We start from the raw sequence: 22,866 nt of genomic DNA on the forward strand, positions 1-22,866 counted from the left end.
CGCACGACGGCGCAGCTCAAGCGGGTAACGGGAGGGTCGTGCCATGACTCAATCCTTACATGGAATCGAGCCTCCACCCGACCCGGGGCGGTTCAATCTCCGTCATGCGGGAGCTGGTGCAGATCTCCCCGCCGGGCGGCACGGTGCTCGACTTCACCTGCGGCTCGGGCTCGACAGGGGTCGCGGCCCTGCTGGAGGGCCGCTCGTTCATCGGTGTCGAGAAGACCGAGCACTACGCGAAGATCGCCAATGAGCGGCTATTGGAGACGATGCAACAGACTCTCTCCCAGGACGACTTGGTCCTCACGTCCTGATCCTTGTGTGCAGTGCGGACGGGCCGGTGGGGTGTGGCCCGCCGCGCCCTGGCCGTGCCGTGCTTGGCGTTATAGCAGCCAAGTCCCGGTTACCGAAACCGGGGATTCTCCGGATTGTTTGAGTCGCAATTCATGCCCGACGGCCGCGGCTCAAGGAGGCCCCTTTTCGTGCCTGAATCCATAAACCCCCGGCGGGACGGGGAGACGGAACCGGTCCGGCTGCCGGACTCCGACCTGGAGAGTGTTTCGGCGAGCGTCCGCAAACTGCTGGAGCAGTCCGCGGAACAGGCCCGCCAGCTCGACAGCCTCGCCTCCGCACCGCTGCCCCCGGACACGGCGTTCGGCGCCTTCGGCATGCCGGGTTTCGCGGGCCTGGCGCCGCAGCCCGCGCTGCCGGAGCCCCGCCCGATCCTGGAGCTGGAGGGCGAGGAGTACGAGGATGAACTCGACGCGTTGTCCGACTGGGTGGACGACTTCCTGGTCCGGGTCTACGGGGCGGAGGTCACCACCGCCGCCCCGTGGTGCCAGCAGTGGCAGGAACACCCTGACGTCGTCGCCTGGCTCCACGCTCTGTGGCTGGCCTACCAGCAGCACAAGGACCCCGAGGCGGGCCTGTCCGGCCTGTTCGTGTGGCACCGCGATTTCCTCACCCACGCCATGGCCGCCGTCCGGGCGGCCGGCGGGCCGCTGTCGGCGTGCATGACCGATCCGGACCGGCCCGCCCACCGCCTGCTGCCCGGCCCGCGGTCCTCCAGCCGCACCGCCGCCGCCCAAAAGCCCGAGGAGCCGGAGGGGCCGGCGGGGAACGGCGAGTCCGGCCGGGTGGCCGGATGAGCGGTCAGGACCGGCCGGCCTTCGGGCTTTCCTTCGACCCGCGCGCCCTGACTGACCTTCTCCAGGCCCCCGGCGACATCCGCGACCTGGCGCTCGCCCAGCTCCAGGACATCGTCAGCGCCCGCCTGTTCGGCGCCAAGCTCACCCGTGATCTCGCCGGATGCCGCAAGGTCTACGTCGATCACCGCAACGCGTGGCGGATCGTCTACGCCCAGCGGCCTGCGCCCGCCACCTCCACGTACACCACCGAGATTCATGTCGTGGCCGTCCGACTGCGGGAGGCGCACGACGTGTACGACACCGCCCGCGCCCGCCTCGGCATTACGAGGCGGCCCCTGGGCGAGCGCACCCACGCGGCCCGCACCCGCTCCCCGCAGCTGGGCGTCCGCCCGCCCGTCCCCAAGCCCGGACCTCCGCCCTACACACTGCCCGGCCTTCCTAGCCCCGCACTGTCCCCGACCCTGAAGGGCCCCGTTCGTTGACGCAGTTCCCCAGCCTGATCGACCAGGTCGCCGCCGCTGTACTGGCGCCGGCCCAGGTCGCCGAGAACCCGCACCACCGCGCCATCGTCGATGTGTTCACCGAGATCCAGAACCTCGATAGGCAGCTCGCCGACCTCGCCGGCGCAGAACGTCCCGCCGACGTCACCGCGACCGAGCGGCTCGATGCGCTCACCGACCTGCTGGTCGAACGCATGGCGGCCGGAGCCGAGTTGAGCGCGTTGCTGTCCGCCACCTGCTGCTGCGCGGTGGCGTACGAGCCCGAACCGGCGGGCGAGTACGAGCCGCTGGACGACGAGGAGCCCGACGGTGAACCGGACCTCGATCCCGACGTCGAGAGCTTCGACGACTTCGGCTTCGAGGAACCGGAGGCTCCCGACGACCTCGACGGCTACGACGATGTCGACGACCGCCATGAAGACACGTGTGAGGAGTTCCTGACCTGCCCGAGCCTGCCGCGGACGATCGTCCACGCCTGCCTCGACATCTTCGACACACTGGGCGCGGCCCAGTACATCAGCACCACAGAACTGGTCTCGCGGCTGCGCAAGTTGCCCGGCGAGGCCGAGGGACGCTGGCGCCACGCCGACCTCACCCCGGTCCGTCTCGCCCTGCTCCTGCGCCCCTACGGCGTCCAGGCCCGCAAACCGCGTACCCCCGACGGCAGCCGCTACCGGGCCTACCGGCGCGATGACCTGCAGGCCGCCCGCCCGGACTGCTCCTGCTGACCCACCCCGCCCTCGCATACACCCGCGAGGTGACGGCGGCAGACGGGGACCTGGTCGCCGCCTTCCACGCACAGTGCTCCGCGGAGAATCTGCTGCGCCGCTGGGGCCGCTTGCGCCTCACACCCCGTGACCTGGCTCGGCTGCTCGCCCAGACGCGGTGCTGGATCGGACTCGACGTGGACGAGCGGCCCCTGGCCTTCGTCTGCGTCGGACCCGTCAGCCGTGAGCCGGGCGTCTTCGACCTCGGACTGCAGGTCGCCGACGACCACCAGCGCCGCGGCATCGGAACGGCCATGGCCCGCCACGCGGCCCGGATGGCCCGCACGCGCGGGGCGCACACCCTCACCGCGCTCACGCACGTGTCCAACAGGCCGATGCTCTGGCTGCTGGAGAGCCTTGGGCCCACCCGGCACACCCACGACGGCCTTTACGTCGAGGTCCGCGTAGCCCTGGACGCCTACGCCCCGGACCCCCGCGCGCCCACACGGACCGCTCCGACATGACCTCACCTCCCGCGTCCTCGCCCGACCGCCGCCCGCGCACCGTGTTCGACCACCGGATCGAGACAGCCGCAGGGTGCAGCGTCGAGGCGCTGTGGAGGCACCGCACCACCGGTCTCCTCGACACCCTGCACGCGGCTTTGGCGGACGCCCACCGCGAACTCGTCAGGGCCGAGCGGGATGTCACCTTCCACCGCGCCCGTCTCGCCCGCCTGGCCTCCGGCGAATTCCCGGTCGATCAGGCCCTGTTCGCGCGGATCGAGCGCACCGTCGACCAGCTCGCGCACGCCATCGACGCACGCGACGCCCGGCAGGCCACGACTGCCGCCGCGCTTGAGCCGATCGAAGCCGCCGCCCCGCCGCGTACGCCCCAGCACGTGGCGGCGAAGGACTTCGCGGCGCTGCTCGCCATCGCCCAGGGCGCCAAGCTGCACGAGAACCTGATCACCCACCGGCTCGCTGTGGCGACCGGCTCGCGCACCCGCATCTCCTACGCCCAGCTGCAGCACCTGGAGGCGAGCGGCTTCGTGGAGCGTGACACCTCCCATCCGGTGCACGCCGGCCAGCCCGTCACCCTCACCGACGCCGGCCGGGCCGCTCTCACCGTCCCGCGCCCCGCGGGCCCGCCCGGTACCACGCCGCCGCCCCGGCCGGCGGCCTCTCCGTCTCCCGTGCACCCGCGTCGCTGAGCGGATCAACCCTCACCGACCGCAGCGCTGTTGGTGCTGCCGAACCGAAGGCACCGATGCCCACCCACCCACCGGATTTCCGCCTCGACGGCTACAGCGCCGTCAACGATCATGTCGACGACCAGTTCTGGCAGCACATCGGCATCGAGGAGGACCAGCTAACCGTCCTGGCCGAGCACCACACCAGCGACGACCGGAACAGCTTCTACGTGCTGCACAACGGCGCCGTCACCTGGGGCATCCCGGGCGAGCCCCAGCTCGTCGCCCTCCATCTCCAGCGCGACAGCAATGCGCGGACCTTCCAGTTCGACCACGCCGCCTTCGCCCTGCCCGCGATGGCCCAGTCCTGGCTGATCGCCCGCGGCTGCCCCGAGGAACAGATCCTCCTTGCCAGCGGCACGGGCACCACGCCTGCCGACCAGGCCACCCGTGCCCTGGAGCAGCGACTGCGCCGCGACGGCGACCATTTCGCCCTGCTGACCAGCTACACGCACGACACCGAGCCGATGGAGACCACGGTGCTGCTGCGCGCCCTCGACGAGAAGGTGCCGCTTCCGTTCCGGATCCTGCTCGAAGAGATCGATACCCAGTCGTGGACGCACACTCTGCGCGAGGGCGGCTTCACCACCTTCGAGGCCGCCACCCAGTGGTGGGAGGCGCACTGGAGCGGCGAGGGGATCCAGCTGCCGACCGCCTCCCCAGTCGCCCGCCGCACCACCGCCCCTGGCGTCCCTGCTCCGCCCGCGCGCCCCGCTTCACCGCGACGTCCGGGCCACTGAATTCAGGGCTCGCGGGCCTAGCTCCTGCCGTACGCGCAGGTGAAATGCCAGCGGCCTTCGGGGAGGTGGCGTGGAATGTAGCACGCAATCCCCGGTTACCGAAACCGGGAATTCTCCGGACTCTTGTTCTCGGCCGCACGGCATCCGCCCGCAGGCTGTTCCTCCCGTAAGCCCTCTGATCGATAGGGAGCTCAATTCCCCATGCGCTCAACCTGCATAGCCGTCTCCGCGGCTCTGCTCGGTGCTCTCGCGCTGCCGCTGGCCTCCGCCGCCACCGCGAGCGCCGCACCCGCCCTGGCGCCCGCCTCCGTGACCGACTTGACCTGCAGCAAGCCGAGGCCGTGGACGCTCACCACCAAGGCCGTCACCATCCGCGCCAAGGCATCCGTCAACTCCAAGGCGCTCGGGATCCTGTACCGGGGCCACAAGTTCACTACGCACAAGACCAGCGGAAAGTGGCCCTGCTTCATCGACAAGACGACCGGTGTCACGGACTGGGTTTCCGCCACGTACGTCCACCGCCCGGCCGGCATGTGCCTGGACTGACTGGCTGGCGCCTAATTCCCCTGTGCAGCACTGAGTTCGAGGATTCGCCTTCGCGTGGACCGGATTCGCGGCGCAGGATTTCCCGCCCCCGAGAACGCGAATGATAGGAGTCCATTTCGTGTCTGAGTTCAGCCAGGACGTGCTGGGCGTCGTCGCCGAGCGGATCGAAGACCGCTTTCAGATGCCGCTCGCCGATCTGCGCCGGGCAGTCGCGGCGGCACCCCAGGCCAACCCCGATGCCACCAGCGTCGTGCGCTGGTACGGCCTGCTTGCCGAATCCCAGGACGCACTCGACACCGCGGAGGACGCGCTCGTCACGGCGCTCGGCACCGAGCCGGGCGAACTCGACGACGCTGCCGTGGAGTTGGCCCACCGGGTCGACGCCGCGGTCGCCGCACGGGACGGGCGCGCCATGGTCGTGGACTACCTCCTCGACCCCCTCGCCCCCGGCAAGCGCGGACCCGGCGCCTGGCGTCGCGCCACCCCTGCCGCGCGCCGCGCACCCGCTTTGCCCACCTCCGCGCCCACACCGCCCGGCGCGCGGGGCATCCCCGCGCGAGGGGTGACGCGATGAGCGTCATCGACAAGTCCACCAGCCGCGATTCCGCGCTAGAGGAGGCATTCGGCGCATCCGTCGCCGACCTGTATGCGCAGGCGGCCCGCTGTGAGACGGATGCCGCACTCCACCGCGCGCTGGAACTGCGCAGCTTCCTCGCCGTCGCCGAGGAACAGGTCGTCCGCGTACGGGACCGCGTCCGCGCCGCCATGTCCCCCGATCGCGACCTGGGCGAGCTGTCCGCCGAGGACCTGCGCTGGGACGCCGGGTGGCTGGAAGCGGCGTTGGCCGGCCGCAACGGGTACGTCGCCGCCCTTGACGACCTCCTGCGGACCATGCCCGCTCCCAGCCAGCGCCCGCGGCGGCTGGTGCAGTTCGCCCAGCCGAAGATCACCGCCACTGCTCCGCCAGCCCCCGGTGCCGGGGCGGTGCGGACCAGCCGCCCCTGAAAGCCCGCCGATTGCCCCAGCCCGACACGGCTCACCCGGTCTCCGAGATCATTGCCCAGCGCATCGAGGCGCTGTTCGGGCAGTCGCTCGCCGAACTCGAAGCCCTCGCCGACAGCGCTCCCGACGCCACTTTGCTTTCCGCACTCACCGGCAGCCACAGCGACCTGGTCCTCGCCGAACGCACCATCGCCTTCCAGCTGGAGAGGCTGCGCGAACTCACCGCTCCCGAGAGGGAGATTGGCCGCTTCGCCGCCGGTCACATCCTCGACTGCGCCCGCCGCATCGCCGAAGCCGTTGCCACCCGCGACGCATTGGCCAAGAACACCGGCGCGGTCCTGGCAGGGCTGCGCCGCGCACCGGCCCCGGACCCCGACCCTGCGATGCCGCCCACACCTGCCGCCCCGGCGCCCGCCCCGTCCCGCACCCGCTGATCTGCCCCGCACCGCTTGAGGAGCACCATCCTTGGCCACCATTGCTCAGCCCCCCGTCCCCCCGAACGACCTCATCAGTGTCACCAAGACGTTGGACCTGCTCGCCCCACGCTGGAGTGTGTGGGTGCTGATGACCCTCTCCTCCCAGCCGCTGCGCTACGCCGAGATCAAGCCCAAGCTGCCGTGGCTCGCCGACGGCCAGCTCCACCCCCGGCTGCGTCACCTCACCAGCGCTGGCGTGGTCGAACGCACCGAGTACGCACCGCGCCACGTCACCTATGGCCTCACCCACCGCGGCACCGGGCTGCTGCCGGTCCTGGCCCAGATCGCCTCCTGGGGCGACACCCATCTGGAGAAGCAACTCGTCAGCAGCAAGGCCACCGGCGCGCTAGGGCCCGAGCGAATCCCCCCGGCCCAGAATATCGACGACACGATCACCCTCATCGCCCCGCGCCACGCCACCCCGATCCTGATGACCCTCATGTTCCGGGGCCGTGCGAGCGCCAAGACCCTGGCCGCCGAGGCCATGCCCGGCTACGGACTGAACGCCGTCTACAAGCCGTTGGACCGTCTGATGGACGACGGCCTCGTCACGGCCAGTGGCGACTTTCGGCTTTCCGCCAGCGGCCAGGCACTCGCCCCCGTCTTCAAGGCCATCACCACCTGGGCAACCCGCCCACCTGCCGAGACCGACCCGCTGCGCCGGCGAGAGAGTCCCCCCTCCCAGATCCTCTCCGGTCCGTGGGCGACCACCCCGGCCCGCCTTCCGGCACCCGCAGTTCCGGCCGCACCGTCTCCCACGCCCGCTCTGGCCACCACGCCGCCGGCCGGCCCGGCGTGGAGGCCCGGCGACCTCTTCTCCCACCAGATACCCGCCCGCCCCATCACTCCGGCAGGAGGCCCCCGCCGATGACCGCCTCCCCGCCCGCCCGCACCCTGCACGAACGCCGCGCGATCCGGACCCTGACCCTGCCGGCCCTGATCCGCCTGGTCACCGAGATCGACGACAACGGCCCCATCAGCCGCCACCGCGGCAGCCTGCAGGGCGCCCTCGGCGACCTCACCACCGGACAACTGCGCCACGCCATCGACGCCGCACACGCCCTCGGCCTCATCCACGCCCGCGGACGCGCCACGGCCCGCTACCAGCTCACCGCGAGCGGCCAGGACCTCGCCGAGGTGTACGACACCGCAGCCCGCTGGGCTCGCACCCACCAACTGCCGGGTCCGACCAGCGACTTCGTCGCCCGCGTCCAGTATGCCCTCCAGGTACGGGAGGACAGCCCGGAGCACACCGGCGCAGCATCTGAGCTGGCGGCCCCGTGGACGGCACTGTCCGCCTGGCTCACGGCGTACCCGCGCGACCTGCGCCAGGACATCGCCCGCACCCTGGACTTCGCGCAGGAATCGGGGCGCGCTGCGTGAGGTCCTGTGCCGTACCCCGGTATGACCGTCGGCCGGTTCCCACGCTGCTGCGCGGCATCTACCTGCCGCGCGGCACGGACGCCGCCGCGCTCGCCACGGCCACCTACGGCATCCCGCTGCTGGTGCTGGCCACCACCCACTCCGCCGCCCTGACCGGCCTCGCGTTCGCGCTGGAATGGGTACCGCGCCTGGGCGCGTTCGCCTTCGCCGGGACGCTGGTAGACCGCCACGGCACCACCGCCGTGCTCCGTACCGCCTCCGCCGGCCGGGCCCTGGTTGTCCTGGCAGCCGCGGTCATCCTGCCGACGCACGCCGCGGGATATGGCGCGACGGTCACCGTCATGCTGCTCGCCGCGCTGACCGGAATCCTCAGCGAATGCTCCTACATCGCGGCCGAGACCGCGGGCGGGGTAGCTGGCCGAGAGGCCGGCGTCCGCGCGCACCGTGTGCAGTCGGCGCTGCTCGGCATCGACCAGGTCGCCACCCTGCTGGGCCCGGCACTGGCCGGATTGCTGTTGGAATGGGTCGGCGCCGCCGCGATGCTGGGCGTGATCGCCTTCTTCTCACTGCTCACCAGCGTGCTGGCACCTCGCGAGAGCCACCGGGCCAAGCCCGCCGTACGGCAGCCGGCCGTCCAGGGGCTGCGCACCGGCTGGTCGGTCCTGCGGGCGCAGCCGGCCCTTAGCTGGCTGGTGGCCGGGCTGATCGCCTCCAACCTGGCAGTCGGGATGCTGCAGGCCGCCACTCCGGTGATCGTCGTCCAACGGCTCGGACACTCCACGGCCGATGTGGGGCTGATCTGGTCGGCCGCCGCTGTCGCCACCCTCATCGCGGTCGCAGTGTGCCGCCGCTTGATTGACCGCTTCGGCCTGTGGCCGGTCGGCGCCGTGTCCGCCACGACCGCCGCCACGGCGTGCCTGGCGGTCTCCTTCGCCGACACCTACCACGCCTATCTCTCCCTGATCGCCGTCCTCATGGCCGGCGAGGGCGGCCTGACGGTCGTGCTGCGCACCGTGCGCTCCCGCCTCATCCCCGCCGACGTGTTCGGCGCCACCCTGTCGCTGACCATTCTGCTGCTCCTGCTGCCCTTCCCCCTTGCCGGTGTCCTGGTCGCCACCGTGCCGCCCGCCCAGCTCGGCCACCTGATCACCCTGTGCGCCGCACCGCAGGCCCTGGGCCTTACCGCCGCCTTCGCCCGGCTGCGCACCGCCCCCGCCCTGCGCACCTGATGTCTGACCCTCCCGGTCACATCCAGATCCCCCCTCGGAGACCGCCGCCATGCCCACGTCCCACGCCCTTGCCACCCCCTACGCCCTGTCGATGGACCGGCCGTCGTGGCGAGCGGGTGCGCGCCCGACGCTGACCGACCGCTTCCTGGCTTTCGACGCCGAACACCCCTACGTCTACCGCGCGCTGGAGCGTCTGACGGCCGACCGGATCGCCGCCGGCGCCACCCGGGTCGGGTTGAAGGCGCTGTTCGAGGACCTGCGCTGGCAGCTGCCGGCGGGCGTGCGCGGACTGAACAACTCCTTCACCGCCCTGTACGCCCGCAAGTTGATCGAGGAACACCCACAGTGGGCGTCCGCCTTCGAACTGCGCCGACGCCGTACCCCCTGACCCACACGCCGTGCCTCAACTCGCTTTCCTCACCACACTGTTTGGAGCCCTTGTTGTCTTCTCGCCCCGTCGTCCTGGTCGTGGCCGCCGCCGACATGGAGGCCCAGGCGTATCGCGGCACATGCCTGGAGAACGTCGCCGCCCACTACGACGTCGTCTTGATCTCCGGCGCCGCACCGACCTGGGAGAAGGAGTTCCTTCTCGACCACGAGGTCGCCAATCTTGCTGACCAGACGGCGCTGAATGAGGCCGGGCGGGCGCTCGCCGAGCGGCACACGCTGGCCGGGGTGATGACGTGGACCGAGTGGCACCTGGTCCCCGTCGCCCGGCTCGCCCGCCGACTGGGCCTGCCCACCACGGCCCCCGAGGCACTTCAGGGCTGCCGCAACAAGCACACCTCGCGCACCCTGTTCGCCCGCCACGGGGTGCCTTCCGCCGCCTCGGTGGGCGTGCGCACCGAGCACGAGGCACAGACTGCGGCCCTGCGTATCGGCTTTCCCGTCGTTCTCAAGCCCGCCGCGCACGCCGCGAGCATGGGCGTCGTCCGCGTCGACACCGCTGACGAGTTGCCGGCCGCGTATGCCGTCGCCGCCAGGACCGCCGGCCAGGGAGTGGAGAGCACCCAGGTGTTGGTCGAGGAGTACCTCGATGGCCCGGAGATGAGCGTCGAGTGTGTCACGCATCAGGGGCAGACTACCGTCGTCGCCGTCACCCGCAAGACCGTCGGCTGCGCGCCGTACTTCGAGGAACTGGCGCATATGGTCGACGCTGGCGACCCGCTCCGTGCCATCGTCGCCCCTGCCGCCGTCGCCGCGCTCGACGCCCTCGGGGTCACCGACGGTGTCAGCCACGTCGAACTCCGGCTGGTCGACGGCCGCCCCCGCCTCATCGAGGTCAACGCGAGGATCGCCGGCGACATGATCAGCCACCTCGTCCGCCTGGCCACCGGCGTTGACCTCGCCCGCGCCGCCGCCGACATCGCCTGCGGACGCACCCCCGACCTCACCCCCACCCGCCACCAGGCCGCGGCAATCCGCTTCCTCTACCCGGCCTACTCCGGCGCCCTCACCACCCGCCGTATGAGGGAACCCATCGCGGGCGTGGAGCGTGTGGTCTTCCAGCGACAGGCCGGCGACCAGCTTGTGCTCCCGCAGGACGGCGGCGACCTGTTCACCGCCCGCGTCGGCTACCTGATCACCACCGGGCCGACCGCTACCATCGCCCAGGCCCGCGCCCAGGAGGCGTACCGGGCCCTCGACGTCCAGGTGACTCCGGCCGCGCAGAGCGCCTCGGGCACCGGGGAGCACACGGCGTGACCTTGACCGTGGCGCCCGAACTGGCGTACAGCCGCCGACTGCTGACCGGGTACTTCGTCGGCCTGGGCGTGGTGATGGCCGTCTGGGGCGCACGCATACCCGCCGTCCAGCACGCCGCCCAGGTGAGCACTGCTGCCCTCGCCCTGGTCCTGCTGGCCGCCGCCCTCGGCATGGTCGCCGGACTGCAGGCGGGCGGACGTCTCGCCCACCCGGCGCGCCTCCCCGTGCTGCTGACCGGCGGCGCGATCGGTCTTGCCGTCTGTCTTGCGGTCCTCGGGGCCTGCCGCAGCCTGGGGAGCCTTTTGGTGGCGGCGTTGGTCTTCGGCGCCGCGCACGGTGTCCTCGACGTCGCCGCCAATGCTGCCGCGGTCCGCTGCCAGGATGCTCACGGCCGTCCGATCATGGCCGGGCTGCATGCGGCGTACAGCGCCGGCGCCCTCGCCGGCGCCGCGCTGGCCGCGGCCACCGCGCACATCTCCAACACCGTCGTGTTCGCCGCCGTCGGAGCCGCCGCCACAGCGGCGGCAGGTGCGGCAAGCAGGCTCACGCGCTGCCTCGCCGCTCCCGCACTCGAACCCGTACACCACCGTGTCGCCCTGGGCCCGGACGGACGCCGTGGCCTACCGCAGTCCCGGAGGTGGCTGCTGGGCGCGCTCGCGGCAGCAACCCTGCTGGGCGAGGGAGCCGCCGCCGACTGGGCCGCCGTCCACCTGCACGACCTCGGCGCGACCACTGCGACCAGCGCGGCAGCGTACGCCGTCTACAGCGGCGCCATGGCCGCAGGTCGTCTCGTCGGAGACCGGCTCACCGCCCGCTTCGGCGCTCCCGCCGTCGTGCGCACCGGCGCCACCCTGGCCGCCCTCGGCCTCACCACCGGCCTGGCTGGCTCCATCATCACCTTCGCCCTGCTCGGCTGGGCGGCCTTTGGCCTGGGCCTGTCCGTCACCATCCCCAGCCTGATCACCGCCGCCGGCGCCGGAGGCCCGCGCGCGGTCGCCACCGTCGCGGTCACCGGCTACGTCGGCCTGCTCGCCGGCCCCGCCCTCATCGGCGGCCTAGCCACCCTCACTGCTCTCCCGCACGCGCTGCTGCTGCCCGCCCTCCTCGCCGCAGCCGTCGGCGCCCTTGCCCCCAAAGCCCTGGAGAGGCCCACCTCTTGACCCGCACCTGCGCCTCCCCGACCGGCGTGGACGCCGCGATCCTCGACTACAACGGCGTCCTCGGCGTCCAGCCGACCCTCGCCCAGTGGCAGCACCTCGCCCGGCTGGCCGGCTGGCCCGACACCGACCTCGCCTCCCTCCAAAACGCCTTCTGGAACGCCCGCGAACCGTACGACGCCGGACAGCTCAGCGACCTCGCGTACTGGGCCAAGGTGCTCGGCTACCACCCCGGCCCGCGCCTGCTGCGCGAACTACGCACGGCCGACACCGCCATGTGGGCCCGCACTGACCCCCAGGTCCTCGACATCCTCTACCGCGCCCGTACGTCGGGGCAGACGATGGTGCTGCTCTCCAACGCCCCGGCCCACCTCAGCAACGTCCTGGACACCACCGACTGGCGGCGCCACCTTATGGACGACGCCCTGTACTCCGCCCGCCTCGGCGTGTGCAAGCCAGATCCGGCCACGTACGAACAGGCCCTGGCCGCCACTGGCATCGCGGACCCGGGACGCGTGCTGTTCGTGGACGACCGGGCCGACAACTGCCGCGCCGCCCGCCGCCTGGGGCTGCGCACGCTGCACTACACCGGCCGCCCCGCCGACCTGCGAACGGCCTTCGCTCTAACCGCCTGATCCCCTGCCCCCTGACCTGCCTCCCTCCCTTTCCCAGGATCCTGTGCCACTCCACGACGACACCATCGACGGAGACGTCTACGTCTCCCCACGCCATTTCGCCCGCGCCACCGCTGTCGGCGATCCCGGCCTCGACCCGCTGCGCAACCTCGGCTGGGAACTGCACCACGACGACCTCTAACGCCTACCTGAACGCCCCGGACCGCAAGGTCCGCCTGGGCTATCTCCCCGAAGGCGACGACGACGGGCTGTGGCGCATCAACGCCTACAAGGACCCCTTCGGCCCGCCCGCGTGGGGCGCCTGCTTCAACGACTCCGCACCCACGGAATTCGTGACCGCCTTCACCACCGCGCTCGCAGCCGCGTACGAGCAGGGCCCGGACCGCTATCTCGCCCGGCCGGTCTCCGGGAGCAAGGACCTCGACCCGTTCCTCGCCATCGATCCGCTCATCAACCGCGGCTGGCTGTTCGACCGGCCCCGTCGAGGCGTCTTCGCCGTCCAGGCACCCGACACCCTCGCTGCCCTGGAGTACACCACCGGCGATCTCGCCGCGGAAACCGAACTGACCACCCGCGACGCCCGCTGGCAGCTGTGGGCCGGCACCTCCCTCAACCGTCCCTTCTGGTACGCCACCTTCAGTACCGATACCCCCGTCGCCCTGCTCAAAGCCGTCACCGAGTCCGTCTGCGATCCCGCCCCGCTGCCCCGCTGGCGTGACTCCACCTACAGCTACGTCAAGGACCTGGCCCAGCTCACCCCCATCCTCCCGCCGCGCCCGCCGGCCCCGACCCCGCTCGACGTGCAGCGCGTCGCCTCCCGCCGCCCGGCCGCGCTGCCCACGACCAGCGTCCCGCGCTGGAGCACCACCAGCCGCCCCGCCCTGCCCGGTCCCCGTCGCTGACTCTTACCAGGAAGCCGCTCATGTCGATGTACGCCCGCGAGTTCTTCACCGAACTCGGGCTCCCGTTCGACCACGCCGTCGTCGGCCACACCTACTACGCCACCCCGGTGCCCGGCGGGCCACTACGCCTGAAGATCGACTTCTGTCCCACAATCCGGGCCGACGAGTACGACGGCCTGCGGCTGGCGACCGTCCACCAGGACCGGGGCGAACTCGACGTCGCCGTCCTCAAGTTCACCGACCACCACACCTTCGACCACCGCGACTCGGCACAAGGACGCCGGCCGGGCCAGTCCGGCTACGGCAGGTTCCAGGAGTTCCCTGACCGCCCCGACTGGGTGCCCTGGAAAGGCGCCCACACCAACCGGCTGCGCGACGCCATTGAGCAGTACGCGCAGGTCTGGTGCCCAGGCGCCTGGACCGCATCCGCGCCCAGCCGCACGGCCGGCCGTGCCCGGCGGCCCTCACCTGCCGTGCCCGTCACCCGCGCTGGCTCCCGCACCCGCTGAACCGCCCCACACCTGCCGCTCCCGGCGTTCCGCACACTTCCAGCAGGAGCACTGCCCGTGATGACCCACCCCTTGGAGAACCTCGACCCGGCCCAGAGCGTGCGGGTGCTTCCCCGGCACCTCGCCGGGCCCACCGCCCTTGACCCTCGTACGGCATGGGCCTTCCCCTTCGACGAGGGCTGGCCGTTCGCCCAGACCGACGAAGGCACGGCCGCCGCGTTCAGCCCCTGCCTGCGACTGCAGACCACCTACGACCCCCAGCCCGACAGGCGCGGCAAGGGCACATGGACCATCACCGCACACCAGGCCCCCTTCACCCCGCCGGCCTGGCAGATCACTTTCGACGCCACCACCCCCGTCGAACTGCTCCAAGACGTCCACACCGAACTGCTCGACCTCTACCTCGAAGACCGGCACAGCGACCAGGACCGCTTGTGCCAGGACGACACGGCGCCGTACGAGGCATACGGACCGCTGTTCGCCCGCGGCTGGAGCCACGACGTCAAGACCGACGGCACACAGACCTTCCTCGCCCCGGAAGGACTCGGCGGCGTACGCCACCAATACGCCAACGGCGCCAACAGACCGGTCTGGCGGGCCTGGGGCGGATTCCCAGCGAGCCCCACTGGACGGCCCGCTTCTCCTTCGGGACGCCTACCACGCTGGTCGCAGCCTTCACCGCCTCGCTGATCTCCACCGAGCCGCTGCACCGCACCGTCCAGGACATCCCCGTCCAGACCCGCCGCGCCCTCTATGTCACCACCACGACAGCGAGGCAGACGCCCGGCAACACACTTGCGGCCCCGCCGCCTCGCGCCCCGGCCTCCGGCCGGACCCGATGACCCTCCCCCCTGATCAAGGAGCCCCTCTTCTCGTGCATCCTCGTTTCGTCCGCGGCGCCGTCCGAACTGCTGCCGTCGCCGCCGTGGTAGTCGGCACCGGCAGCTGGGCGTCGGCCGCGACGGCGCGGCCGACCGAGCCGACGCCCTCGGCTTCCGCTGCTCCCGCAGAAACACCGGCCCCAGACGCGGGCGGCGTCGAGATCACCGTTAAGGACACGGCCGGGGAGGTGCTCCCCGACGCCGGGTTTCTCCTGCTCGACTCTGCCGGCCAGGAAGCCGGACGAGGCAAGACCGACGCCCAGGGGAAGCTGACCTTCCCTGACCTCACGCCGGGTGTCTACCGGCTCAAGCAGACGGCTTCCGGCAGCCGACTGCACGCGGTCGTCGACGACCAGGACGCCATCGTCACCCCCGGCGCTACCACTCCGCTCACGATCACCGACCCATTCAAGGCCGCCACCCTCACCTTGAAGACGACGGACACGAAGAGCGGCAAGCTGTTGCCCGGATCCACCGTCACCATCGGCACCGGCACCACCACCCTGATCACCCTCACCACCGGGTCGGACGGCACTGCCTCCGCTCAGCTGCCCGTCAACAACCGCACCGGCACCGCCTTCTGGGCCAGACAGACCACCGCACCCGCGGGGTATGCCCTGTACAAGCCCGCCAAGAGCTTCACGGCAAAGCCCGGTGATCCGGTCACCGTGACCATCACCAACACCAAGAAGAGCAGCACCACGACTCCGGCACCCGCCTCCTCCGAAGGTGTGACCGCCAGCACCTCTGCACCGGGCGCCTCGGCCCCGGGGCAGGGTGAGGGCGCTTCCTCGTCGTCCACCACTCCGCCGGGTACTCCGCTTGCTGAGGAGAGAGCTTCGAGCAGCACCGGACTCATTTCTAAGGGCTCTCTCGCCCACACCGGCGCCGACGCCAGCCCGTGGCTCCTCGGCGGCGCAGGGTTCCTTGTCGTCGGCGGTACCGGAGTAGTTGCTGCTACGCGCACCCGCCGTGGCCGCGAGAAGACACCGTCCGGTGAAGGCTGACACACCTGCGCCAGCGTTTGCAGCAGGGCCTGGGAGTTCATGTCGACTCCCGGGCTCTTTGTCTTCCCGACAGGTGGCGAAGTGGTCGGAGCCGCGGTCACCCCTGGTTGATCTCGGGCACGCCCGCCTCGGTGAGCATCGTGAAGAGGTCGCCGATGGGGCCGGTACGGTCTGTCTGGTCCGTGGTGAAGATCAGTCGCTGTGCAGCCCGGGACAAGCCTACGAAGAAGGTTGAGGTTCCTTCGCGCCGGTCGCTTCCGTACGCCCACCACTGTCTCGCGTGGATGCCCAGGAAGAACACGGTGTGGTACTCAAGGCCCTTGCTGCGGTGGGCGGTGAGCAGGACGACAGCATCAACGCCCTCGAACTCGTCGAGGACGGACCCCCATTCTGCGGTGCCGTCGATCGCGGTCTCAAGGCGTGCTTCGAACGCGACAAGGACTAGATCGAAATCCTCCCCAGGGGCTGCCGACTTCACGTAGCGGCGGAGGGCAGTGCCGTCGAGGAGACCGACCACCTGCTTGACAGTGTCGGTGGCCGATGTGGTCGTCGGTGGGTGAGAGCGGAGCCAGGCTCTTAGCTCGGTGGTCAGTTCGGCCAGGTTCTCGCCGACGCGGTGCTGGGCAGTCTTGTCGCCGGTTGCTCCGTGAACTTGTTCCATGGTTGCCGATACGTCCCGCCAGACCTTGGTGAGGCCACGGGGTTCGTTGGCCAGCCGGAGGAGACCCAGCAGGAGGCGGGCGGTCTCGCTTTTCAGGAGGTCTTGAAGGGTCATCTTGCCGAGGCGGGCGTCGTCGTTGCGGACTCTGATGCCGTGGGCGGCGAGGCGGGCACGAAACAGGGGCTCGAAGTCTTTGACCCTCTGCCGGGCGATGAGTGCGAAATCCGACGGCATACGGTCCGAGGCGGCGATGTCCCGGGCGATCCAGTCCGCGATGAAGGTCGCTTCCCGGTCGCTGCCGGAGAACGTCCACAAGACGGCGGGCTCATGCCCGACTTCGGCGGCGGCCTTCGAGATGGCCCGTACGGCGGCCGGGTCCAGTCTGCTCGCGATGACGTGCTGCAGCTCTACTAGCGCGTCGCTGGATCGGAAGTTCCACGCCAGCGCGTAGGACGTGGCGTTGAAGCCGTCGGTGAAGCGTTGGACAGCCTCGGGCAGGGCGCCGGCAAAGCCCATGATCCGCTGCTTGCTGTCCCCGACCGCGGTGACTTCGGTCTTCTCGCCGAACACGGAGGTGAGGAAGGAGAACTGCGCGCTGGTCGTGTCCTGGAACTCGTCGACGAAGACCACAGGGTAGGTCATGCGCAGGGCGCGTCTGAGCTTCGGTACCGCGCGGACGAGCAGCTCGGCGAGCCGGTTGAGCATGACGAAGTCGACGTCCGCTGTTCCCGGCCGCAGGTAGCGTGCGCGCCACCACTCGCGTACGGCGTAGGAGACGGCGTCGACCTCGTCATCCGTCGGAAGGTTCTCGGGCAGGTGCCAACCACCCACGAATTCGGAGACGAATCGCCCTGGCTGGAAGCCGAGTTTCCCGGACAGGGCCTGCGGTGCCGAGAAGGCGATGCCGTTGAGGAACTGGCTCACCTCGGAATCGGGCGCCATGCGGATGTCGTACCCGTCGTTCATCCGCCAGTCCGCTGGCAGCGCCGCCGCGAACCGGTCGACCAGGCTCTTGGTGAACGCGTCGAACGTCATGGACGCGAATCGGCCGGCGTGTTCCGGAACCCGGGAGGCGACCCTGCGGCCGAGGTTGGCCGCGGCATCCTTCTTGAAGGAGATGGCGAGGATGCGCTGGGGCCACGGGCAGATGCCGGTTTGCAGGAGGTAGGCGGCGCGCTGCGCGAGGAACTCAGTCTTGCCCGCGCCCGGACCCGCCACGACTGCGACATTGCCGGTGTCCCGCAGAGCCTCCCACGCGGCCGGTTCGAGGTCCGGGATGCCGATCGGCCGCCATTCCTCGGCAGGAATCAGTGTGGTGACGCGCGGTTCGGGCGGGTTCGTGGGGTCCGGCTGGCTGGGGACGCTCACAGGGAGATCTTCTCCTGGATGTGGAGCACGAGGGCCCTGAGCACGTTGGGCGCATCCGCCTTTAGTTCCGCGTCGCTCAGGCGGCCGAGCGCGCTCATGTGGGAACTCGGCTTGGATCGGTTCACGAACAAGTAGCGGTACCAGCTCAGCCGCTCAAGGCGCTTGGCGTTCCTCCAGTAGTCCTCCCTGGTCCCGTTCTCGCCCATGACCGTGATGGTGGGGTCGCCGGCACCCGGTCCGCGGTCGCCCGCTTCGAGGTGTGTGTAGGCGTTCTCGAACGCCCTGAGCATGGCGTAGTCGAGGTCGAGGGGAGTGGCGTAGAAGACGCCGAACGTACGCAGGTGCTTCAAGATCGAGCGAATGGCATCGACGTCGAGGTCGTCGGTGATGTCGTCGATCTTGTCGTAGCCGGCGAGCTCTTCAAGTGGCTTCAGTCCGCTGGCGGCCAGGCGCTTGCAGGCGTCGCGCAGCCGACCCGGACCTGCACCTTCCTTGCCATAGTCGAGGTCCAGCAGGGTGGCGTGCGGGATGTCCAGATCGTTCAGCAGCGTCCACATGTGGTTGGTGTGCCGGCCACCGAGCGGCACCATGGCGATGAACGACGGATCCAGCTGGACGCCGTGTGCCTGGGCGATGCGGGGGAGCACGAGTTCCTCGGTGTCGCCTTCGCCGAGCACCACGAACTTGGCGAAGTACAGCTCCGGGTGAGCGCGCACGGCCTCGCGCACGTACTTGCCGGCCTCGGTGGTGTTTTCCGGGAGGGTGATCTCGCGGACTGATGCGGTCGCGGTGGCGGGCTCCGTGCGGAGGTACCGGACGTCTTCGGGGCGGATACGGGCCATGACGCTGGCGGAGTGGCTGGAGATCACCGTCTGCGTCGTTGTGCCGCCGCTCAGCTCCTGCAGCTGGGTGATGATCCGGGACAGGAAGAACGGCGAAAGGCTGTTCTCGGGTTCCTCGACAGCGATCAGCGTCAGGTTTGGCAGGTGGGCGCCGTCCAGCGCGAAGTCGTCGGCGTGCTGACCGTCGTTGATCGCGCCCTCGACGTCAAGGGCGGCTGCCACCAGGGCGAGGTGCAGCAAGGATCGCTGCCCGTCACTCAGTGTGCGGGCTGGGCGGGGGCGGCCGTTGTGGTCGGGTTCGAAGACGAGTTCGGAATCGCGGATCAACTGGTCGAAGTCGCCGTCGAGGAGCCGCAGCTTCGGGTCCGAGTGCACCCCTGCATCGTGCAGTTGCTGCCAGCGCGCGGTCAGAGCTCCCTCGATGGCTTGGACGACGGGTTCGTCGGTGAACTTCTCGGCGACCTCGGCCGCGTGCTCACTGACGAGGTCACGCAGGCCGCTTGACCACTGCGCGGCTCGCCAGAGCCGACCTCGGAGGAAGGAGGTCACCTGGCGCACGCCGTCGCGGGACGCCGGAATATAGACCATTTGGATACGGCTGCGCTCCACCGGAGTGAGTGGCGCGTAGTCCTCCTCGCCGTACTCCTCGGCAAGGGTGTTGACGATCAACCGTGTCTCGGTGATGGCACCCTCCACCGTGCCGTCATCGACCCATTCGGCCCGGAGCACCACCCGAACCTTCAGGTCGCCATCCTCCGTGGCTGCCATACGCCTGAAGAACTCCGGAATCAGCCGGGGCACTTTGTCCTGCCCTTGCCGCTTCGCGCCTGCCGTGGCCCCACCGTCGTCATCGCCGTCGAGTTCAGGGAAGGCGAGCACTGCTTCGACCGTCAACTCGCGGGTGGGAGGCACGGCGGTCTCGCCGAGGGGCACGTGAAAGTCGTCCACACGTACGGTCCGCTCTTTCGCGGATATCCCGAACAACCGCAGCAGCGCCTCGCAGGCCGCGGTCTTGCCCGCGCCGTTGGCGCCAATAAGCGCTGTGATGCCCGGGCCCAGGCGGACGGAGGCGCCCTCCGGTCCGAAGCACTTGAAGTTCTTCAGCACGAGCTTCTCGATGAACATTCGTCACTTTCAGGTCCAACGATCCCATGAGTGGCAATACTGCGCGGACGACGGTATCGGAACGGCGTAGCCTCCGGGCTGGTTCGATCAAAACCATCCGGAGCCTGACCGGCGGCCTTCATGTACGAGGCGAGGAGTGCACAGGCGGTTGGACAGCCGGCTGATTGCGCAGTTCCGTCTGGTGCGTGGCTGCACCGGCCGGCCAGCGACGCTCCGGGCGTGGCCGTTAAGGACCTTGTCGCGCGCGGATCCCCGCAGTTGTTTAGGTGAGAGCTGCCGATGCTCAGGCGGATGAGCGGCTTGGCGCCGCTAGGCGGCCCAGCCGATCTAGCCTATCTGGATGGCCCTGTCGTGCGGCATGTACTGAATCCAGCAGTTCCGTCTGAACGCCTCGTGGATCTCCTCGGAGTTACCCGGGTCTCGTACGTCCGGCCACGCGCGCGGGCTGACGCCCACCAGCGACAAGTCCCAGCACTTCACGCCACGTCTCCGTTGGCTCGGCGCCGTACTACCTCGTCCACAACCGTGTGCTGCCCTGTGGATAACTTCTGGCAGGGCCCGTTCAACGGCTGCGGACAGTGAAGCGGCGACGCCGTGCCGGGCAAGGATCTTCACCACGGACGGCCGGAGCCGTGGTCACGCTGATACGACGACCGAATCAGCAAAGGAAGTACGAATGTTCGGCACAGTCGCTGGGGTGATGTCGGCGCCAGCGGAATGGGCGGCACGGAGGACAGCGCCGAGGTCTCCGCGGGGTCAGGAGCGTGGCCATTTCCTAGGTCTGTTTTGACGCGGGAACTATGCCGGGTGTCCGGTGCGCCTTCTGGGGGCCGTGGGTGGGCGGTCATGGGTACGCTTCCGGACGGGTGGGCCTGAACTTGGGGGCGCTGTGCGGGCAGGCGAGCAGGTGGCGGGGAGATATGCCCTGGTGGAACAGATCGGCCGCGGAGGCATGGGGGAGGTGTGGAAGGCCCACGATCTGGAATCGCGCGAGTTCGTGGCCGTGAAGCTGTTGCTGGCCGAGGTGGGGGACGAGGAGGCTGTAGCTCGGTTCCGCCGCGAGGCCCGGATCGGTTCGCGGATCCGGCACCCGGGAGTCGTCCCTGTGTACGACGCGGGACAGGACGCAGAGCAGCCGTTCATCGTCATGGAGCTCCTTGAGGGCTCGGACCTGGCTGCGCTGCTCGCCCGGACGTCCGGGGGCCTGCCGCTGTACGAGGCCGTGGACTTGGCCTTGAAGGTCTCCGAAGTGCTCGCCGCCGCGCACGAGGAAGGCGTCGTACATCGGGACCTCAAGCCCCAGAACCTCTTTCGCGAGGCCGACGGACGCGTGAGGATCTGCGACTTCGGCATTGCCCGTGCCGCCGACTCGACCACCCGCCTGACGGCGGCAGGACTGGCTATCGGTACTCCGGAGTACATGGCTCCCGAACAGTGGCGCGGCGCCCAGATCGATGCCCGCTGCGACCTGTACGCCTTCGGGTGCGTGCTCTACACGCTGCTCACCGGGTCCCCGCCCTTCAGCGGTCCCCCGTACGTTCTGATGCACAAGCACCTCGACGACACGGCACCCCCGCTGCGGAGCTGGCGCGCCGATGTCCCCTTTGAACTGGACCGGCTCGCAGCCGCGCTGCTGCAGAAGGACCCAGCGCGGCGCCCGGATTCAGCGCGGGAGGTGTCGGCGGTGCTGTCTCGGATCCGGAACCTGCCCGGAGGGATCCTCCCCGTGGCCCAGGCGCTCGGCGGCCACCCAATCGAGGGCCCACTCGTGGCCGGGCTCCTGGCGCGGGTCAGGACCTCGACGAAAGTCTTCACTCTCGCCCAAGCGGCCTATCTGGCGACCCGGGTGAGTCCCGCGCTCGCCCTGGAGCTGGTGGAGGCTGCCGAGTCACGGATGTGGGAGCTGGAATCCGATCCGGCAGCCTTCATGGCCGCGCTCCACGAGGTATTCCTGTGCTGGAACACTTTGGCGCCGCGACGGGTGTCGAGCCTGGTGGCCGCAGCGACGGAACGGTTCGGTCACATCGAGTGGTTCGCGCGCGAGCTCTCCCAGTTGCCGAGGTTCGACCTGAACCGCGAGATGGCAGCGGTCCGGCGTCGTCAGCCCGGGAAGGAGGCCGACCATGCGTGGGCCAATCTGATGATCTGTATCGGGGACACCAAGCTGGCCATGTCCTGGTTGGGCAGAATCGCGGATCCGGTCGCACGCGAGCTGGCCCTGATCCATATCGCCGAGAATACGTCGGACAGGGACATGGACGAGGCCATGCGGACCCTCTCCATGCTCTCCTTCCAGTGGGCCTACATCCAGGGCCTGGCCGCCATTTCGTTCCGCCGGGGAACCTATTGGGCCGATCCGGCCGGGGCCGGACATTTCTTGGAACGGGCCCGCAAGGAAGAGGCCGCTTACCTCCCTGAGTCCGAGCCCGACCAGGAAGACGGCCGGGCCCTTATGTCCAGTGCTATCGAGCGCGCCGATCGGTGGGTCCGCCTACATGAAAGAGATGTCCACCGGCGGGCCCCGCTCGACGGAACAATTGCGCGTGCCCGGGGAGCAGCGATTCCCGACCCGCCTGTTAGCCACCAGGTGCTGCTGGACTTGGCGCACGAATGCTTTGGAAGACCCCTCCCAGGACCGTTCGGCACCGAGCTGATTAACGCCGTGAGCGCACGTGCACCGGTTCCGCTGGAACTCCTGGACACCATCACCGCGTAACTTTCCGGACCTGGTGCGGATGGCCTCTCTCGTCGAGGCTAGGTCAGATGTCGACCCCAGTTGCCCCTGCTGCGAGACGGCGCTCACCCGGTGAATCCTATTCCCATCGGGTGCAGCTCTTGGGCGGTGACGTCGTCGGTCAGGTCATAAGCGTGTATCCGTGCTGGTCAGTCCGAGGGTAGCGAACCGACCTGCTTGTCTCGCGACCGCTTCACAGGTGCAGCCGATATGAAGCGGAGCGTGAGACTGTGCAGCGAAATCTGAGACCCTACATCGAGACGGGACAGTAGTTCGCCTGTGGCAGACAGGAAAGATCAGGCAAGGACTGGTGATCGCCGCGACATCATGTCAACCTAAACGACCTTCCATAAAAAGCCAG

24 protein-coding genes and 2 pseudogenes are annotated in these 22,866 nt (G+C 69.9%); 24 read left to right on the plus strand and 2 right to left on the minus strand.

Annotation, left to right across the window (positions count from 1 at the left end):
* Positions 1-95: 95 nt before the first annotated feature.
* From ACZ619_RS40305 to ACZ619_RS40415, 23 genes and pseudogenes are all read left to right on the plus strand, one after another.
* Positions 96-314, plus strand: a pseudogene (locus tag ACZ619_RS40305) (DNA methyltransferase); the annotation flags it as partial.
* Positions 315-581: 267 nt separating this feature from the next.
* A complete protein-coding gene (locus ACZ619_RS40310; protein ID WP_469610463.1) occupies positions 582-1,148 on the plus strand; it encodes a DUF4913 domain-containing protein in 567 nt (188 codons plus the stop codon).
* Positions 1,145-1,630 carry a hypothetical protein gene (locus ACZ619_RS40315; protein ID WP_469610288.1) on the plus strand — a complete coding sequence of 162 codons (486 nt, stop codon included), beginning with the start codon at positions 1,145-1,147 and terminating at the stop codon, positions 1,628-1,630. Before ACZ619_RS40310 ends, ACZ619_RS40315 begins: the two co-directional genes overlap by 4 nt.
* Positions 1,627-2,376 carry a DUF3631 domain-containing protein gene (locus tag ACZ619_RS40320; RefSeq protein WP_469610291.1) on the plus strand — a complete coding sequence of 250 codons (750 nt, stop codon included), beginning with the start codon at positions 1,627-1,629 and terminating at the stop codon, positions 2,374-2,376. Before ACZ619_RS40315 ends, ACZ619_RS40320 begins: the two co-directional genes overlap by 4 nt.
* A 29-nt stretch (positions 2,377-2,405) precedes the next feature.
* Positions 2,406-2,879: a GNAT family N-acetyltransferase gene (locus ACZ619_RS40325; protein ID WP_469610294.1), complete on the plus strand. Its 474-nt coding sequence runs from the start codon at positions 2,406-2,408 to the stop codon at positions 2,877-2,879.
* Positions 2,876-3,565 carry a hypothetical protein gene (locus tag ACZ619_RS40330; protein WP_469610297.1) on the plus strand — a complete coding sequence of 230 codons (690 nt, stop codon included), beginning with the start codon at positions 2,876-2,878 and terminating at the stop codon, positions 3,563-3,565. Before ACZ619_RS40325 ends, ACZ619_RS40330 begins: the two co-directional genes overlap by 4 nt.
* A gap of 56 nt (positions 3,566-3,621) precedes the next feature.
* Positions 3,622-4,344 carry a hypothetical protein gene (locus ACZ619_RS40335; RefSeq protein ID WP_469610299.1) on the plus strand — a complete coding sequence of 241 codons (723 nt, stop codon included), beginning with the start codon at positions 3,622-3,624 and terminating at the stop codon, positions 4,342-4,344.
* A 201-nt stretch (positions 4,345-4,545) separates the two neighbouring features.
* On the plus strand, positions 4,546-4,890 hold the full coding sequence (locus ACZ619_RS40340) for an SH3 domain-containing protein (RefSeq protein ID WP_469610302.1): 345 nt from the start codon (positions 4,546-4,548) through the stop codon (positions 4,888-4,890).
* A gap of 118 nt (positions 4,891-5,008) precedes the next feature.
* Positions 5,009-5,464 carry a hypothetical protein gene (locus ACZ619_RS40345; RefSeq protein ID WP_469610305.1) on the plus strand — a complete coding sequence of 152 codons (456 nt, stop codon included), beginning with the start codon at positions 5,009-5,011 and terminating at the stop codon, positions 5,462-5,464.
* The gene (locus ACZ619_RS40350) at positions 5,461-5,895 is read left to right on the plus strand and encodes a hypothetical protein (protein WP_469610308.1); all 435 of its coding nucleotides are present in this window, start codon (positions 5,461-5,463) and stop codon (positions 5,893-5,895) included. Before ACZ619_RS40345 ends, ACZ619_RS40350 begins: the two co-directional genes overlap by 4 nt.
* Positions 5,896-5,906: 11 nt before the next feature.
* Complete coding sequence (locus ACZ619_RS40355) at positions 5,907-6,326, plus strand: hypothetical protein (RefSeq protein ID WP_469610310.1); 420 nt, start codon at positions 5,907-5,909, stop codon at positions 6,324-6,326.
* Between the two features lie 31 nt (positions 6,327-6,357).
* On the plus strand, positions 6,358-7,239 hold the full coding sequence (locus ACZ619_RS40360; protein ID WP_469610313.1) for a winged helix-turn-helix transcriptional regulator: 882 nt from the start codon (positions 6,358-6,360) through the stop codon (positions 7,237-7,239).
* Positions 7,236-7,751: a hypothetical protein gene (locus ACZ619_RS40365; RefSeq protein ID WP_469610316.1), complete on the plus strand. Its 516-nt coding sequence runs from the start codon at positions 7,236-7,238 to the stop codon at positions 7,749-7,751. Before ACZ619_RS40360 ends, ACZ619_RS40365 begins: the two co-directional genes overlap by 4 nt.
* Positions 7,748-8,980, plus strand: coding sequence for an MFS transporter (locus tag ACZ619_RS40370; RefSeq protein WP_469610319.1), 1,233 nt, complete (start codon positions 7,748-7,750; stop codon positions 8,978-8,980). Before ACZ619_RS40365 ends, ACZ619_RS40370 begins: the two co-directional genes overlap by 4 nt.
* Before the next feature lie 49 nt (positions 8,981-9,029).
* The gene (locus ACZ619_RS40375; protein ID WP_469610321.1) at positions 9,030-9,368 is read left to right on the plus strand and encodes a hypothetical protein; all 339 of its coding nucleotides are present in this window, start codon (positions 9,030-9,032) and stop codon (positions 9,366-9,368) included.
* 95 nt (positions 9,369-9,463) lie between these two features.
* Positions 9,464-10,684: an ATP-grasp domain-containing protein gene (locus ACZ619_RS40380; RefSeq protein WP_469610466.1), complete on the plus strand. Its 1,221-nt coding sequence runs from the start codon at positions 9,464-9,466 to the stop codon at positions 10,682-10,684.
* Positions 10,681-11,844 carry an MFS transporter gene (locus ACZ619_RS40385; protein WP_469610324.1) on the plus strand — a complete coding sequence of 388 codons (1,164 nt, stop codon included), beginning with the start codon at positions 10,681-10,683 and terminating at the stop codon, positions 11,842-11,844. The genes ACZ619_RS40380 and ACZ619_RS40385 overlap by 4 nt, the downstream gene beginning before the upstream one ends.
* Complete coding sequence (locus ACZ619_RS40390) at positions 11,841-12,476, plus strand: HAD family hydrolase (RefSeq protein ID WP_469610326.1); 636 nt, start codon at positions 11,841-11,843, stop codon at positions 12,474-12,476. Before ACZ619_RS40385 ends, ACZ619_RS40390 begins: the two co-directional genes overlap by 4 nt.
* A 43-nt stretch (positions 12,477-12,519) precedes the next feature.
* Positions 12,520-13,378, plus strand: a pseudogene (locus ACZ619_RS40395) (SPDY domain-containing protein).
* A gap of 20 nt (positions 13,379-13,398) precedes the next feature.
* Positions 13,399-13,887 carry a hypothetical protein gene (locus ACZ619_RS40400; RefSeq protein ID WP_469610329.1) on the plus strand — a complete coding sequence of 163 codons (489 nt, stop codon included), beginning with the start codon at positions 13,399-13,401 and terminating at the stop codon, positions 13,885-13,887.
* Between the two features lie 60 nt (positions 13,888-13,947).
* Positions 13,948-14,577 carry an SPDY domain-containing protein gene (locus tag ACZ619_RS40405; RefSeq protein ID WP_469610331.1) on the plus strand — a complete coding sequence of 210 codons (630 nt, stop codon included), beginning with the start codon at positions 13,948-13,950 and terminating at the stop codon, positions 14,575-14,577.
* Positions 14,496-14,729: an SPDY domain-containing protein gene (locus ACZ619_RS40410; RefSeq protein WP_469610468.1), complete on the plus strand. Its 234-nt coding sequence runs from the start codon at positions 14,496-14,498 to the stop codon at positions 14,727-14,729. Before ACZ619_RS40405 ends, ACZ619_RS40410 begins: the two co-directional genes overlap by 82 nt.
* Before the next feature lie 32 nt (positions 14,730-14,761).
* The gene (locus ACZ619_RS40415) at positions 14,762-15,775 is read left to right on the plus strand and encodes a carboxypeptidase-like regulatory domain-containing protein (protein WP_469610334.1); all 1,014 of its coding nucleotides are present in this window, start codon (positions 14,762-14,764) and stop codon (positions 15,773-15,775) included.
* 97 nt (positions 15,776-15,872) lie between these two features.
* Here the strand turns inward: ACZ619_RS40415 and ACZ619_RS40420 are convergent, their stop codons facing one another.
* Entirely contained in the window at positions 15,873-17,804 is a 1,932-nt protein-coding gene (locus tag ACZ619_RS40420) for a UvrD-helicase domain-containing protein (RefSeq protein WP_469610337.1), read from the minus strand.
* Positions 17,801-19,771 (minus strand): ATP-dependent nuclease, encoded by a 1,971-nt coding sequence (locus tag ACZ619_RS40425; protein WP_469610340.1) that lies wholly within the window; start codon positions 19,769-19,771, stop codon positions 17,801-17,803. The genes ACZ619_RS40420 and ACZ619_RS40425 overlap by 4 nt, the downstream gene beginning before the upstream one ends.
* 928 nt (positions 19,772-20,699) lie before the next feature.
* Here ACZ619_RS40425 and ACZ619_RS40430 point away from each other — a divergent pair.
* Entirely contained in the window at positions 20,700-22,487 is a 1,788-nt protein-coding gene (locus tag ACZ619_RS40430; RefSeq protein WP_469610343.1) for a serine/threonine-protein kinase, read from the plus strand.
* Positions 22,488-22,866: the final 379 nt, after the last annotated feature.

Source organism: Streptomyces sp. NPDC104367 (assembly GCF_055583825.1).